General features: G+C 66.8%; 9 protein-coding genes. 1 reads left to right on the top strand and 8 read right to left on the bottom strand.

Annotation, left to right across the window (positions count from 1 at the left end; all coding sequences use genetic code 11):
* The first annotated feature begins 27 nt into the window (after nucleotides 1–27).
* The gene (locus ABZ281_RS01055) at nucleotides 28–849 is read left to right on the top strand and encodes a helix-turn-helix domain-containing protein (RefSeq protein WP_356650840.1); all 822 of its coding nucleotides are present in this window, start codon (nucleotides 28–30) and stop codon (nucleotides 847–849) included.
* A gap of 111 nt (nucleotides 850–960) precedes the next feature.
* Here ABZ281_RS01055 and ABZ281_RS01060 read toward each other — a convergent pair whose 3' ends face one another.
* The 8 genes from ABZ281_RS01060 to rpoB all read right to left on the bottom strand — a co-directional run bounded on the left by ABZ281_RS01060 (nucleotide 961) and on the right by rpoB (nucleotide 14,679).
* The gene (locus ABZ281_RS01060) at nucleotides 961–1,605 is read right to left on the bottom strand and encodes a hypothetical protein (protein ID WP_356650811.1); all 645 of its coding nucleotides are present in this window, start codon (nucleotides 1,603–1,605) and stop codon (nucleotides 961–963) included.
* 115 nt (nucleotides 1,606–1,720) lie between these two features.
* Nucleotides 1,721–2,914: an elongation factor Tu gene (gene tuf, locus ABZ281_RS01065; RefSeq protein ID WP_030839706.1), complete on the bottom strand. Its 1,194-nt coding sequence runs from the start codon at nucleotides 2,912–2,914 to the stop codon at nucleotides 1,721–1,723.
* Nucleotides 2,915–3,068: 154 nt separating this feature from the next.
* On the bottom strand, nucleotides 3,069–5,195 hold the full coding sequence (gene fusA, locus ABZ281_RS01070) for an elongation factor G (RefSeq protein ID WP_097219227.1): 2,127 nt from the start codon (nucleotides 5,193–5,195) through the stop codon (nucleotides 3,069–3,071).
* 39 nt (nucleotides 5,196–5,234) lie between these two features.
* On the bottom strand, nucleotides 5,235–5,705 hold the full coding sequence (rpsG, locus tag ABZ281_RS01075; protein ID WP_003992340.1) for a 30S ribosomal protein S7: 471 nt from the start codon (nucleotides 5,703–5,705) through the stop codon (nucleotides 5,235–5,237).
* Between the two features lie 2 nt (nucleotides 5,706–5,707).
* Nucleotides 5,708–6,079 (bottom strand): 30S ribosomal protein S12, encoded by a 372-nt coding sequence (rpsL, locus tag ABZ281_RS01080; RefSeq protein WP_003948652.1) that lies wholly within the window; start codon nucleotides 6,077–6,079, stop codon nucleotides 5,708–5,710.
* 319 nt (nucleotides 6,080–6,398) lie between these two features.
* Nucleotides 6,399–6,920, bottom strand: a complete 522-nt coding sequence (locus ABZ281_RS01085; protein WP_356650814.1) for a DUF1707 and DUF4190 domain-containing protein — start codon at nucleotides 6,918–6,920, stop codon at nucleotides 6,399–6,401.
* 275 nt (nucleotides 6,921–7,195) lie between these two features.
* Nucleotides 7,196–11,095 (bottom strand): DNA-directed RNA polymerase subunit beta', encoded by a 3,900-nt coding sequence (locus ABZ281_RS01090; protein WP_356650816.1) that lies wholly within the window; start codon nucleotides 11,093–11,095, stop codon nucleotides 7,196–7,198.
* Nucleotides 11,096–11,193: 98 nt separating this feature from the next.
* Nucleotides 11,194–14,679 carry a DNA-directed RNA polymerase subunit beta gene (rpoB, locus tag ABZ281_RS01095; protein ID WP_030839719.1) on the bottom strand — a complete coding sequence of 1,162 codons (3,486 nt, stop codon included), beginning with the start codon at nucleotides 14,677–14,679 and terminating at the stop codon, nucleotides 11,194–11,196.
* Between the last annotated feature and the right edge of the window lie 233 nt (nucleotides 14,680–14,912).

Genomic DNA, 14,912 nt, shown 5'->3' on the forward strand with positions numbered 1-14,912 from the left:
GCGGGTGAACATCACCAACTCAGCTGGATTCAGGGGGCCCTCGCCTGCCGACACCCGAACCGGCGGCACCCCCACTCCGGCCTGGTGCACGACGATGCCCGCCACACCACCCGCTTCACGGTGATCGGCAACCACCTGGCCCAGCACCCGGAGCTGTCCCTGCTCGCGATCGGGCTGTCGGTGCACATCCAGTCGCTCCCGGCCGGCGCCCGCATCGACATCAAGTCCCTTGCCGCCCGCTTCCCGGAGGGCACCATCCGCATCGCCGCGGCCCTGCGCGAGCTGGAGACGCACGGCTACCTGCGCCGCACCCGCGAGCGCGTCCCGGACGGCCGGATCATCACCCGCACGACCTCCTGCAACCAGCCGGGTCACGGCGGTAGGGACGCCCCGCGCCCCGCTCCGAGGAAGCGGACGAGACAGCCCGGCGGCAAACCCCTCCCCGCGGTACCGCGCCCGGCATACCCGGCCCCCGCCCTCCTCCAGCAGGCCACGGACCTCCTCAGCCGGCTCCGCCGCGACGACTCCCGCCTCCTCCTGTCCACGTGCGACACCGCCCACCTCGCCCCGGGCGTCGCCGCGTGGCTGGAACGCGACGTCTCCCCGGCCGCCGTACGGCACGCCCTGACGGCGGACCTGCCACCGGAGCCCCTGCACCGCCCGGCCGCCCTCCTGGCCCACCGCCTCACAGCCCAACTGCCACCCCCACCGCCCTTCGCCCCACCGCAGGCGCCCCCGCCGCCCACCCGGCACCCCCTCCAGACCTGCGACGGCTGCGACCGCGCCTTCCGCGCACCGGGCCCCGGCCGCTGCCGCGACTGCCGATCATGTCTCCTGGAGACCGCCTGACGCCGGAGAAGCGCCCATCGCCCTACCGCCCATGCAGAAGCGGCCATGACCGTCGCCTCGGACGGCGTGCAGCCGGGAGTTCCTCTCACCGGAAGCGGGCCGTGCGGTCCTTCACGACGGACTTCCCCCGGCGAACGGGTTGCCGTGCCCAGGCAACTGCCCACCCGGTGGCACGTACCGCAACCGCCCCGTCGGATCGGTCACCGGCGTGAACCCGGCGACCTGCAGAAGGGCGGCGTACTTGGCTCTGTAACGCCGGTTGACGGCGAGCCCGACCGGTACGAGGGCCATCACCGCGGCCCAGACGGCGGCAGTGATGACGACGGCCGTGGCGCCCGAGCCGAGCCCGAACCCGGCCATGACCGCCAGCGGAACGGCGCCGACGCCCGCCAACAGAATCCGCTGTCTGTCGGTGTGCTTGGCCGTGATGTCGAAGGTGATACGGGCCTTGAGAAGCTCGATCGCTCCGGGGTCGAGGGGCGGCAGAGCACCCCCGTCGCCCGCGTCCGGGTACGCCGCCCGGTTCCGCTCAGCCCGTACGCTGGCCTCCGGACTCGGGTCGGGCACGATCAGCAACACGTACCCGTCGCCCTGCGGTCCCCCGCCCTGTCGTACGTCGGCGTACGCATATCCGAACTGCTGGGCGATGAATGCAAGCCGGGTGAGCTTCTTCATGGTCGCCCTGGCCGGAGCGACCTCGACGGGCCCCCCGCTCGCCATCCGCCTCAGCATCTTCCGCACGTGCTTGTTACTCATGTCCCCCCACACTCACGTCCCCCGTGCACCAACAGCAAAAGGGCCCGCACGACCGAAGTCGTACGGGCCCCTTCGAGCCACTCAGGTCAGTAGACCCTCAAGCCAGTCCGAGGACTCACTTGTTGATCTTGGTGACCTGGCCGGCGCCCACGGTCCGGCCACCCTCACGGATGGCGAACTTCAGGCCCTCCTCCATGGCGACGGGCTGGATGAGCTCCACCTTCATCTCGGTGTTGTCACCCGGCATGACCATCTCGGTGCCCTCGGGGAGGGTCACCACGCCGGTCACGTCCGTCGTACGGAAGTAGAACTGCGGGCGGTAGTTGTTGAAGAACGGCGTGTGGCGGCCACCCTCGTCCTTGGACAGGATGTAGGCCTGCGCCTCGAACTCGGTGTGCGGGGTGACCGAGCCCGGCTTGATGATGACCTGGCCGCGCTCGACGTCCTCGCGCTTGATGCCACGGAGGAGCAGACCGACGTTCTCACCGGCCTGGCCCTCGTCGAGCAGCTTGCGGAACATCTCGATGCCGGTGACCGTGGTGGTGGTCTTCTCCTGCTTGATGCCCACGATGTCAACGGTCTCGTTGACCTTGAGGACACCACGCTCGATGCGACCGGTGACGACGGTGCCACGACCGGTGATCGTGAAGACGTCCTCGATCGGCATCAGGAACGGCTTGTCGACGTCACGCTCGGGCTGCGGGATGTTCTCGTCCACGGCCTTCATGAGCTCGAGGACGGAGTTGCCCCACTCCTTGTCGCCCTCGAGGGCCTTGAGCGCCGAGACCTTGACGACCGGCAGGTCGTCGCCCGGGAACTCGTACTCGGAGAGGAGCTCACGGACCTCGAGCTCGACGAGCTCCAGGATCTCCTCGTCGTCCACCATGTCGGCCTTGTTCAGGGCGACGACGATGTACGGAACGCCGACCTGGCGGGCCAGGAGCACGTGCTCCTTGGTCTGCGGCATCGGGCCGTCGGTGGCGGCGACCACGAGGATGGCGCCGTCCATCTGCGCCGCACCCGTGATCATGTTCTTGATGTAGTCCGCGTGACCGGGGCAGTCGACGTGGGCGTAGTGACGCGTCTCGGTCTGGTACTCGACGTGCGCGATGGAGATGGTGATACCGCGCTGGCGCTCCTCAGGAGCCTTGTCGATCTGGTCGAAGGCCGAGGCCTCGTTCAGGTCCGGGTACGCGTCGTGCAGCACCTTGGTAATGGCGGCCGTGAGGGTCGTCTTACCGTGGTCGATGTGACCGATGGTGCCGATGTTGACGTGCGGCTTAGTCCGCTCGAACTTCGCCTTCGCCACTGGGGTCCTCCTGAGAGTGGTTCTGGTACGCCTTACTCATCGGCGCCAGGTGATCTTTGCTGGAAAGCCCGGGCCTCGGGGCATTCTCACCACGATTGCGGCGGAATGCCCCTCGAGCACCGGAGTCAAGCCTACGGCGTGTAGACGCGGTGCGTTACTCGCCCTTGGCCTTCGCGATGATCTCCTCGGCGACGTTCCGGGGAACCTCGGCGTAGGAGTCGAACTGCATCGAGTAGCTTGCGCGACCCGACGTCTTGCTGCGGAGGTCTCCGACGTAGCCGAACATCTCCGAGAGGGGCACGAGGCCCTTCACGACGCGGGCACCGGCCCGCTCCTCCATGGCCTGGATCTGACCACGGCGGGAGTTGATGTCGCCGATGACCTCACCCATGTAGTCCTCGGGCGTGGTGACCTCGACGGCCATCATCGGCTCGAGCAGCACGGGGCTGGCCTTGCGCGCGGCCTCCTTGAAGGCCTGCGAACCGGCGATCTTGAACGCCAGCTCGGAGGAGTCGACCTCGTGGTAGCCACCGTCGATCAGGGTGACGCGCACACCGGTCATCTCGTAGCCGGCGAGGATGCCGAACTGCATGGCCTCCTGCGCACCGGCGTCGACCGAAGGGATGTACTCCTTCGGGATGCGACCACCGGTCACCTTGTTCACGAACTCGTACGAGGCGTCGCCGCCCTCGATCGGCTCGATCGCGATCTGCACCTTGGCGAACTGACCGGTACCACCGGTCTGCTTCTTGTGGGTGTAGTCCACGCGCTCGACGGCCTTGCGGATCGTCTCACGGTAGGCGACCTGCGGCTTGCCGACGTTGGCCTCGACCTTGAACTCACGGCGCATACGGTCGACCAGCACCTCGAGGTGCAGCTCGCCCATACCGCCGATGATGGTCTGGCCCGTCTCCTCGTCCGAGTGGACCTGGAACGACGGGTCCTCCTCGGCGAGGCGCTGGATCGCGACGCCCAGCTTCTCCTGGTCGCCCTTCGACTTGGGCTCGATGGCGACCTGGATGACCGGCGCCGGGAAGTCCATGGACTCCAGGATGACCGGGTTCTTGTCGTCGGACAGCGTCTCACCGGTGGTGGTCTGCTTCAGACCCATCACGGCGACGATGTCACCGGCGCCCACCGACTCGATCTCCTCACGCTTGTTCGCGTGCATGCGGTAGATCTTGCCGATGCGCTCCTTCTTGCCCTTCACCGAGTTCAGCACGGCGGTGCCGGACACGAGGCGGCCGGAGTACACGCGGACGAAGGTGAGCTTGCCGAGGTGCGGGTCGCTCATGATCTTGAACGCCAGCGCGGCGAGGGGCTCGTCCTCCGACGGCTTGCGCGCGATGACCTGCTCCGGGTCCTTGACGTCGTGGCCCTCGATGGCCTCGACGTCGAGCGGGGTGGGCAGGTAGCGCACGACCGCGTCGAGCAGGGGCTGAACGCCCTTGTTCTTGAACGCGGTGCCGCAGAACACGGGAGTGACGGTGGTGCCGCCGCTCTTGCCGGACGCGATGGTGATACGACGGATCGCGGCGTAGAGCTGCTCCACGGTGGGCTCGGTGCCCTCCAGGTACAGCTCCATCAGCTCTTCGTCGTTCTCGGCGACGGCCTCGAGCAGCTTGCCGCGGTACTCCTCGGCAGCCTCGGCGTGGGTGTCCGGGATGTCGACGGTGTCGTACATCTCGCCCTTGGTCGCCTCGGCCGACCAGACCAGGGCCTTCATCGTCACGAGGTCGATGACGCCCTTGAAGTCCGCCTCGGCACCGATCGGCAGCTGCATGACCAGCGGCTGAGCGCCCAGGCGGTCCGAGATCATGTCCACGCAGCGGTGGAACTCGGCGCCGGTACGGTCCAGCTTGTTGACGAAGCAGATACGCGGCACGCCGTAACGGTCGGCCTGACGCCACACCGTCTCGGACTGCGGCTCGACACCGGCGACACCGTCGAACACCGTCACGGCACCGTCGAGCACACGCAGGGAGCGCTCCACCTCGACGGTGAAGTCGACGTGCCCCGGGGTGTCGATGATGTTGATGGTGTAGTCGTTGTCCTCGAGCGGCCAGTGACAGGTGGTCGCAGCAGACGTGATCGTGATGCCACGCTCCTGCTCCTGCTCCATCCAGTCCATGGTGGCAGCGCCGTCGTGGACCTCACCGATCTTGTAAGACACACCGGTGTAGAACAGGATCCGCTCGGTGGTGGTCGTCTTGCCCGCGTCGATGTGGGCCATGATCCCGATGTTGCGGACCTTGGCCAGGTCAAGTGAAGTGGTAGCCATAAGGCTTCAGTCTTCTCTCGGTCTCGATGTGGGTAGCGACTACCAGCGGTAGTGCGCGAAGGCCTTGTTGGACTCGGCCATCTTGTGGGTGTCCTCGCGCTTCTTCACAGCGGCACCGAGGCCGTTGGACGCGTCGAGAAGCTCGTTGAGCAGGCGCTCGGTCATCGTCTTCTCACGGCGGGCGCGGGAGTAGCCGACCAGCCAGCGCAGCGCGAGCGTGTTGGCGCGACCGGGCTTGACCTCGATCGGAACCTGGTACGTCGCACCACCGACACGGCGGGACTTGACCTCGAGGGTCGGCTTGATGTTCTCCAGCGCGCGCTTCAGCGTGATGATCGGGTCGTTGCCCGTCTTCTCACGCAGACCCTCCATGGCGCCGTAGACGATGCGCTCGGCGGTGGAGCGCTTGCCGTTCAGCAGCACCTTGTTGATGAGCGACGTCACCAGAGGAGAACCGTAGACCGGGTCGATGATGACCGGGCGCTTCGGGGCGGGGCCCTTACGAGGCATTCTTACTTCTCCTTCTTGGCGCCGTAGCGGGAACGGGCCTGCTTGCGGTTCTTGACACCCTGGGTGTCGAGGGAGCCACGGATGATCTTGTAACGAACACCCGGCAGGTCCTTCACACGGCCGCCGCGCACGAGCACGATGGAGTGCTCCTGCAGGTTGTGTCCCTCACCCGGAATGTAAGCGGTGACCTCGATCCCGCTGGTCAGACGCACACGCGCGACCTTACGCAGGGCCGAGTTCGGCTTCTTCGGGGTGGTCGTGAACACACGCGTGCAGACGCCCCGGCGCTGAGGGGAACCCTCGAGTGCGGGCGTCTTGTTCTTCTCGACCTTGTCCTGCCGGCCCTTCCGGACCAGCTGCTGGATCGTAGGCACTACTTCTCCGGTTTCTGTGTGCCGAATGGTGAAGCTAACCTGGAACATCTCCGACCCACGCGGTCGGGTGTGTCGAACCCGCGGACTCCCGCCGCGAGGCAGAAACAGCGCAGATTACGGTGGCCGGTGTCAACTCGCCGTGCGGTTCATGGCACACACGCGAGCCAGGGCACACCCCAGGCACAAGGTCTGAGCGTACCTACCGCATTCGCTGCGGTCAAAACAAATGGGCACCGCCCGCATCGCCAGGCGGGACATGTCAAGCCCCCGGACCCTTGTCGATCTTCGATTCGGCGACCCGTGTCCGATATGCACACCTTCACGATGCTACGACGGACACCACCGTGAGCAATACCAGAACGAGTGCCCAGCCGGCCGTGGACAACCACCCCAGCACCAGACCGGTCAGCGCGAGCCCGTCCCCCAGTTCTCCCCGGCTGCGGATCTCGGCCCGGGCCACATGCCCCAGCACGACCGCCGGGATCCCGGTGAGCCCCATCGTCGGCACGCACAGCAGCCCGCACACCCCGGCCGCGACGGCCTTCCCGTTGGTCCGCGCCCGCGGCACGGGCATGAACGTCGTCGGCACGGGCAGGACCGAGGCCGGCTGCGGCAGCGGCCCCTGAGGCAGATCCGCGACGAGCAGCGCCAGCTCCCCCACGGTCCGCGCCGCGTACGCCCGCCCGACCCGCTTCTCGAACTCGCCCTGCTCCATCCGCCCCTCGCCGTACCCGGCTCTGAGCACGTCCACGGCCCGCTCCCGATCGGCGTGCGACGCGAGCATCGACGAAGCACCAAGGCCCTGCCAGGGCTGCCAGGACGGATAGTGCGGCTGCGACACGGTGCACCTCCCCGAAGGCCGGAGTCCTTCCATGATGCGCCGAAGCGCGGGGTTCCGGCACCGGTGCGTCGACGACAGGGCGTCGTATGTCGGCCAGACAGCCGGCAGACGAACTCCAGGGCCGGGAGACTCCCCGGCCTCGCCGCCGTACGCCGGGACGCGCTGAAGGCCCGCAGGAACGGCGTCCGGGCCGGTCCCACCCGGGACACCCGCCCGCGGAACGCCGAAGGGCGGCCACCCCGCAGGATGACCGCCCTTCGACTCAAGCGACTCGCTTACTGGTTGTACGGACCGTAGTCGTAGTCCTCCAGCGGAACGGCCTGGCCGGAGCCCGTGCCGAACGGCGAGTAGTCGATGTCGTCGTAGCCGACGGCCGAGTACATCGCGGCCTTGGCCTCCTCGGTCGGCTCGACCCGGATGTTGCGGTAGCGGGACAGACCCGTACCGGCCGGGATGAGCTTACCGATGATGACGTTCTCCTTGAGGCCGATGAGGCTGTCGGACTTGGCGTTGATCGCCGCGTCCGTCAGAACTCGGGTCGTCTCCTGGAAGGAGGCGGCCGACAGCCAGGATTCCGTCGCCAGCGAGGCCTTGGTGATACCCATCAGCTGCGGACGACCGGAGGCCGGGTGACCGCTCTCCTGGACCACACGACGGTTCTCGGTCTCGAACTTCGAGCGCTCGACCAGCTCACCGGGCAGCAGCTCGGCGTCGCCGGACTCGATGATCGTCACGCGGCGGAGCATCTGCCGGATGATGATCTCGATGTGCTTGTCGTGGATCGACACACCCTGCGAGTTGTAGACCTTCTGGACCTCGCCGACCAGGTGGACCTGGACGGCACGCTGGCCCAGGATGCGCAGCACGTCGTGCGGGTTGGTGGCACCCACGGTGAGCTTCTGGCCCACCTCGACGTGCTCGCCCTCGCTGACCAGGAGACGGGCACGCTTCGAGATCGGGAACGCCGTCTCGTCGCTGCCGTCGTCCGGGGTGACGACGATCTTCTTGGTCTTCTCGGTCTCCTCGATCCGCACGCGGCCCTGGGCCTCGGAGATCGGGGCGACGCCCTTCGGGGTACGGGCCTCGAAGAGCTCGACGACACGCGGCAGACCCTGGGTGATGTCGTCACCGGCCACACCACCGGTGTGGAAGGTACGCATCGTCAGCTGGGTACCGGGCTCACCGATGGACTGGGCGGCGATGATGCCGACCGCCTCGCCGATGTCGACCAGCTTGCCGGTGGCCAGCGAACGGCCGTAGCACATCGCGCAGGTGCCGACGGCGGACTCGCAGGTCAGGACCGAGCGGGTCTTGACCTCCTCGACGCCGCGCTTGACGAGCTCCTCGATGAGGACGTCGCCCAGGTCGGTGCCGGCCGGGGCCAGCACCTGTCCCTCGACCACGATGTCCTCGGCGAGGCAGCGCGCGTACACGGAGGTCTCGACGTCCTCCGTCTTGATCAGCGCGCCCTCGGCGTTCCGGTCGGCGATCTTCAGACGCAGACCGCGCTCGGTGCCGCAGTCCTCCTCGCGAATGATGACGTCCTGGGAGACGTCGACCAGACGACGCGTGAGGTAACCCGAGTCGGCGGTACGCAGAGCGGTGTCCGCCAGACCCTTACGGGCACCGTGCGTGGAGATGAAGTACTCCAGCACGGACAGGCCCTCACGGAAGGATGCCTTGATGGGACGCGGGATCGTCTCGTTCTTCGCGTTCGACACCAGACCACGCATACCGGCGATCTGACGCATCTGCATCATGTTGCCTCGTGCACCCGAGTTCACCATCATGAAGATCGGGTTGGTCTTCGGGAAGTTGTCGTTCATCGCCTCGGCGACCTCGTTGGTCGCCTTGGTCCAGATCGCGATGAGCTCCTGCGTGCGCTCGTCCTTGGTGATCAGACCGCGCTCGTACTGCTTCTGGACCTTCTCGTCCTGCGCCTCGTAGCCCTTGACGATCTCCTTCTTCGCCTCGGGAACGACGACGTCGGAGATGGCCACGGTCACGCCGGAACGGGTGGCCCAGAAGAAGCCGGCCGCCTTCAGGTTGTCGAGCGTCGCCGCCACGATGACCTTGGGGTAGCGCTCGGCGAGGTCGTTGACGATCTCGGAGAGCTGCTTCTTGCCGACCTCGTAGTCGACGAACGGGTAGTCCTCGGGCAGCAGCTCGTTGAAGAGCGCACGGCCCAGGGTGGTGTTCAGCCGGAAGGTGTCACCCTGCTGCCACTCGGGCTCGCCCTCCTCACGCGCCGGCGGCATCCAGCCACGCGGCGGGATGGTGCCGACCGGGAAGCGGACGTCGATCTTCGACTGGAGCGACAGCTCGCCCGCGTCGAAGGCCATGATCGCCTCGGCGACCGAGGCGAAGGAACGGCCCTCGCCCTTGAGGTCGCGCATCTCGCCGTCGGTGGTGAGGAAGAACAGACCGAGGACCATGTCCTGGGTCGGCATCGTCACCGGGCGGCCGTCGGCCGGCTTGAGGATGTTGTTCGAGGACAGCATCAGGATGCGGGCCTCGGCCTGCGCCTCCGCGGAGAGCGGCAGGTGGACGGCCATCTGGTCACCGTCGAAGTCCGCGTTGAACGCGGTGCAGACGAGCGGGTGGATCTGGATGGCCTTGCCCTCGACCAGCTGCGGCTCGAAGGCCTGGATGCCGAGGCGGTGCAGCGTGGGCGCACGGTTCAGCAGAACCGGGTGCTCCGCGATGACCTCTTCCAGCACGTCGTACACGACCGTGCGGCCGCGCTCGACCATGCGCTTGGCGCTCTTGATGTTCTGCGCGTGGTTCAGGTCGACCAGGCGCTTCATCACGAACGGCTTGAAGAGCTCCAGCGCCATCGCCTTCGGCAGACCGCACTGGTGCAGCTTCAGCTGCGGACCGACGACGATCACGGAACGCGCGGAGTAGTCCACACGCTTACCGAGCAGGTTCTGACGGAAGCGGCCCTGCTTGCCCTTCAGCATGTCGCTGAGGGACTTCAGCGGGCGGTTACCGGGACCGGTGACCGGACGACCGCGGCGGCCGTTGTCGAACAGCGCGTCGACGGCCTCCTGGAGCATGCGCTTCTCGTTGTTCACGATGATCTCGGGCGCACCGAGGTCGAGAAGGCGCTTCAGGCGGTTGTTCCGGTTGATCACACGGCGGTACAGGTCGTTCAGGTCGGAGGTCGCGAAGCGGCCACCGTCCAGCTGCACCATCGGGCGAAGGTCCGGCGGGATGACCGGCACGCAGTCGAGCACCATGCCCTTGGGGCTGTTGCTGGTCTGCAGGAACGCGGAGACGACCTTCAGGCGCTTGAGCGCACGGGTCTTCTTCTGGCCCTTGCCGGTACGGATGATCTCGCGGAGGCGCTCGGCCTCCTCGTCGAGGTCGAAGGACTCCAGGCGCTTCTGCAGCGCCGCGGCACCCATCGAGCCGTCGAAGTACGTGCCGAAGCGGTCACGCAGCTCGCGGTAGAGCAGCTCGTCGCCCTCGAGGTCCTGGACCTTGAGGTTCTTGAACCGGGTCCACACCTCGTCGAGGCGGTCGATCTCGCGCTGCGCACGGTCGCGCAGCTGCTTCATCTCGCGCTCGGCACCCTCGCGCACCTTGCGGCGCACGTCGGCCTTGGCGCCCTCGGCCTCCAGCTCGGCCAGGTCGGTCTCGAGCTTCTTGGCGCGGGCCTCCAGGTCGGCGTCGCGGCGCTGCTCGACCTGCTGGCGCTCGACGGAGACGTGAGCCTCCAGCGAGGGCAGGTCGCGCGTACGGCGCTCCTCGTCGACGTACGTGATCATGTACGCCGCGAAGTAGATGACCTTCTCGAGGTCCTTGGGGGCCAGGTCGAGCAGGTAGCCCAGACGCGACGGGACGCCCTTGAAGTACCAGATGTGCGTGACCGGGGCGGCGAGCTCGATGTGGCCCATCCGCTCACGGCGCACCTTGGCGCGGGTGACCTCGACGCCACACCGCTCACAGATGATGCCCTTGAAGCGGACACGCTTGTACTTGCCGCAGTAGCACTCCCAGTCCCGGGTCGGACCGAAGATCTTCTCGCAGAAGAGTCCGTCCTTTTCGGGCTTGAGCGTGCGGTAGTTGATCGTCTCGGGCTTCTTGACCTCGCCGTGGCTCCACTGACGGATGTCGTCAGCGGTGGCCAGACCGATCCGGAGCTCGTCGAAGAAGTTGACGTCGAGCACTATGCGTCAATCCCTCTCAGGGTTGTAAGTCATGGGGTCTGATACGGGGGTCCTGGGGCCGGCGGACCTTGATCGCTCAAGGTCCGCCGAAACTCCCGTCAGACCTCTTCGACGCTGCTCGGCTCACGCCGGGACAGGTCGATGCCAAGCTCCTCCGCAGCGCGGAAGACGTCCTCGTCGGTGTCGCGCATCTCGATGGACATGCCGTCCGAGGACAGCACCTCCACGTTGAGGCACAGGGACTGCATCTCCTTGATGAGCACCTTGAAGGACTCGGGGATGCCGGGCTCGGGGATGTTCTCGCCCTTGACGATGGCCTCGTAGACCTTCACGCGGCCGGTCACGTCGTCGGACTTGATGGTCAGCAGCTCCTGGAGGGCGTACGCGGCGCCGTAAGCCTCCAGCGCCCACACCTCCATCTCACCGAAGCGCTGGCCACCGAACTGGGCCTTACCACCCAGCGGCTGCTGGGTGATCATCGAGTACGGACCGGTCGACCGGGCGTGCAGCTTGTCGTCGACCAGGTGGTGCAGCTTGAGGATGTACATGTAGCCGACCGAGATCGGCTCCGGGAACGGCTCGCCGGAGCGGCCGTCGAACAGCGGCGCCTTACCGGTCGGGAGCACCATGCGCTCGCCGTCGCGGTTCGGGATGGTGTGGTTCAGCAGACCCGCCAGCTCGTCCTCACGCGCACCGTCGAAGACGGGGGTGGCGACGTTGGTCCCCGGGGCGACCTGGTCGGCCTCGATGGCCTGCAGGCGCTGCGCCCAGTCGTCCGCGAGACCGGAGACGTCCCAGCCGCGGCTGGCGAGCCAGCCGAGGTGGATCTCCAGGACCTGTCCCGGGTTCATTCGGGACGGCACACCGAGCGGGTTGAGGATGATGTCGACCGGGGTGCCGTCCTCCAGGAACGGCATGTCCTCGATCGGCAGGATCTTCGAGATGACGCCCTTGTTGCCGTGACGGCCGGCGAGCTTGTCACCGTCGGTGATCTTACGCTTCTGCGCGACGTACACGCGCACCAGCTGGTTCACACCGGGGGGAAGCTCGTCGCCCTCCTCACGGTCGAAGACGCGGACGCCGATGACCTTGCCGATCTCGCCGTGCGGCACCTTCAGCGAGGTGTCACGGACCTCACGGGCCTTCTCACCGAAGATGGCGCGCAGCAGGCGCTCCTCCGGGGTCAGCTCGGTCTCACCCTTGGGCGTGACCTTGCCGACGAGGATGTCACCGGCGACGACCTCGGCACCGATACGGATGATGCCGCGCTCGTCGAGGTCGGCGAGGACCTCCTCGGAGACGTTCGGGATGTCCCGGGTGATCTCCTCGGGGCCGAGCTTGGTGTCACGGGCGTCGACCTCATGCTCCTCGATGTGGATCGAGGAGAGGACGTCGTCCTGCACGAGGCGCTGCGACAGGATGATCGCGTCCTCGTAGTTGTGACCCTCCCACGGCATGAACGCCACGAGCAGGTTCTTGCCCAGCGCCATCTCGCCGTTCTGGGTAGCCGGACCGTCGGCCAGGACCTGGCCCTCGATGATCCGGTCGCCCTCGTTGACGATGACCTTCTGGTTGACCGAGGTGCCCTGGTTGGAGCGGGCGAACTTGGCCAGGCGGTACGTGATGTACGTGCCGTCGTCGTTGGCGGTGGTGATGTAGTCCGCGGAGACCTCCTGGACCACACCGGGCTTCTCGGCCTTGACCACGTCGCCGGCGTCGACCGCGGAGCGGTACTCCATGCCGGTGCCGACGAGCGGGGACTCGGACTTAATCAGCGGCACGGCCTGACGCATCATGTTCGCGCCCATGAGGGCACGGTTGGCGTCGTCGTGCTCGAGGAAGGGGATCATGGCGGTCGCGACCGACACCATCTGGCGCGGCGAGACGTCCATGTAGTCGACGTCCTCGCCGGTGACGTAGTCGACCTCGCCGCCCTTACGGCGGACCAGCACCCTGGCCTCGGCGAAGCGGAGGTCGTCCGTCAGCTGCGCGTTGGCCTGCGCGATGACGAAGCGGTCCTCCTCGTCGGCGGTCAGGTAGTCGACCTCGTCGGTGACCTGGCCCTCGAACACCTTGCGGTAGGGGGTCTCCACGAAACCGAACGCGTTGACCCGGCCGTAGGAGGCGAGCGAGCCGATCAGACCGATGTTCGGGCCTTCGGGCGTCTCGATCGGGCACATGCGGCCGTAGTGCGAGGGGTGCACGTCACGGACCTCGAAGCCGGCCCGCTCACGGGACAGACCACCCGGGCCAAGAGCCGACAGACGGCGCTTGTGGGTGAGACCCGACAGCGGGTTGTTCTGGTCCATGAACTGCGACAGCTGGCTGGTGCCGAAGAACTCCTTGATGGAGGCGACGACCGGCCGGATGTTGATCAGGGTCTGCGGCGTGATCGCCTCGACGTCCTGGGTCGTCATCCGCTCGCGGACGACACGCTCCATACGCGCCAGACCCGTGCGGACCTGGTTCTGGATGAGCTCGCCGACGCTGCGCAGGCGGCGGTTGCCGAAGTGGTCGATGTCGTCGGTCTCGACGACGATGTTCGTACCGCTGTCGCCGACCGTCTCGGTCTCGCCCGCGTGCAGCTTCACCAGGTACTTGATCGTCGAGATGATGTCCTCGACGGTCAGGATGCCCGCGTCCAGCGGAGCGTCCGCACCCAGCTTCTTGTTGACCTTGTAGCGGCCGACCTTGGCCAGGTCGTAGCGCTTGGGGTTGAAGTAGAGGTTCTCGAGCAGCGTCTGCGCGGCCTCACGCGTGGGGGGCTCGCCCGGACGCAGCTTGCGGTAGATGTCGAGCAGCGCGTCGTCCTGGCCCTGGGTGTGGTCCTTCTCCAGGGTGGCGCGCATCGACTCGTACTCGCCGAACTCCTCGAGGATCTGCTCGGTGGTCCAGCCGAGCGCCTTGAGCAGGACGGTGACGGACTGCTTGCGCTTGCGGTCGATGCGGACACCGACCATGTCGCGCTTGTCGATCTCCATCTCCAGCCAGGCACCCCGGGACGGGATGATCTTGGCGGAGAAGATGTCCTTGTCGGACGTCTTGTCGATGGAGGAGTCGAAGTAGACACCGGGCGAACGGACGAGCTGCGACACCACGACACGCTCGGTGCCGTTGATGACGAAGGTGCCCTTGTTCGTCATGAGCGGGAAGTCGCCCATGAAGACCGTCTGGGACTTGATCTCGCCGGTCTCGTTGTTCGTGAACTCAGCGGTGACGAAGAGCGGGGCCGCGTACGTGAAGTCGCGGTCCTTGCACTCGTCGATGGAGTTCTTCGGCGGCTCGAAGCGGTGGTCGCGGAAGGTCAGCGACATCGACCCGCTGAAGTCCTCGATCGGGGAGATCTCCTCGAAGATCTCCTCGAGCCCGGACTTGGTGGGGACGTCCTGACCGTTCTCGAGAGCCTCCTCGACCCGACTCTGCCAGGCGGTATTGCCGAGCAGCCAGTCGAAGCTCTCGGTCTGCAGCGCGAGCAGGTTCGGAACCTCGAGAGGCTCCTTGATCTTTGCAAAAGAGATGCGCAGCGGGGCAGTGCTGGCAGCGTTGTTCGTATTCGCGGTCGAGGCGTTGCGCGAGGCGGCCAAGAGGGGGTCCTTCCGAGGGCTCGGACTCACTACGCGCGTACCGGCCCCTCTCCCGTACACGGAGACAAGCTGCGTCGGTCCGGCCGAAAGGCCAGGTCAACGGATCTTGTCGTCGATGCTCGGGCGAGGGCAGACCCCTGGTGACGGGCAGGGGACAGCTAACAGGCAGCGCAAAGGGTCAGTGTAGCCACTTGGCACACTGATGTCCAGTGCGGGTCCTGAAACCCGTGTTC

Source organism: Streptomyces sp. NPDC006265, assembly GCF_040613555.1.
In the GTDB taxonomy this organism is placed as follows: domain Bacteria; phylum Actinomycetota; class Actinomycetes; order Streptomycetales; family Streptomycetaceae; genus Streptomyces.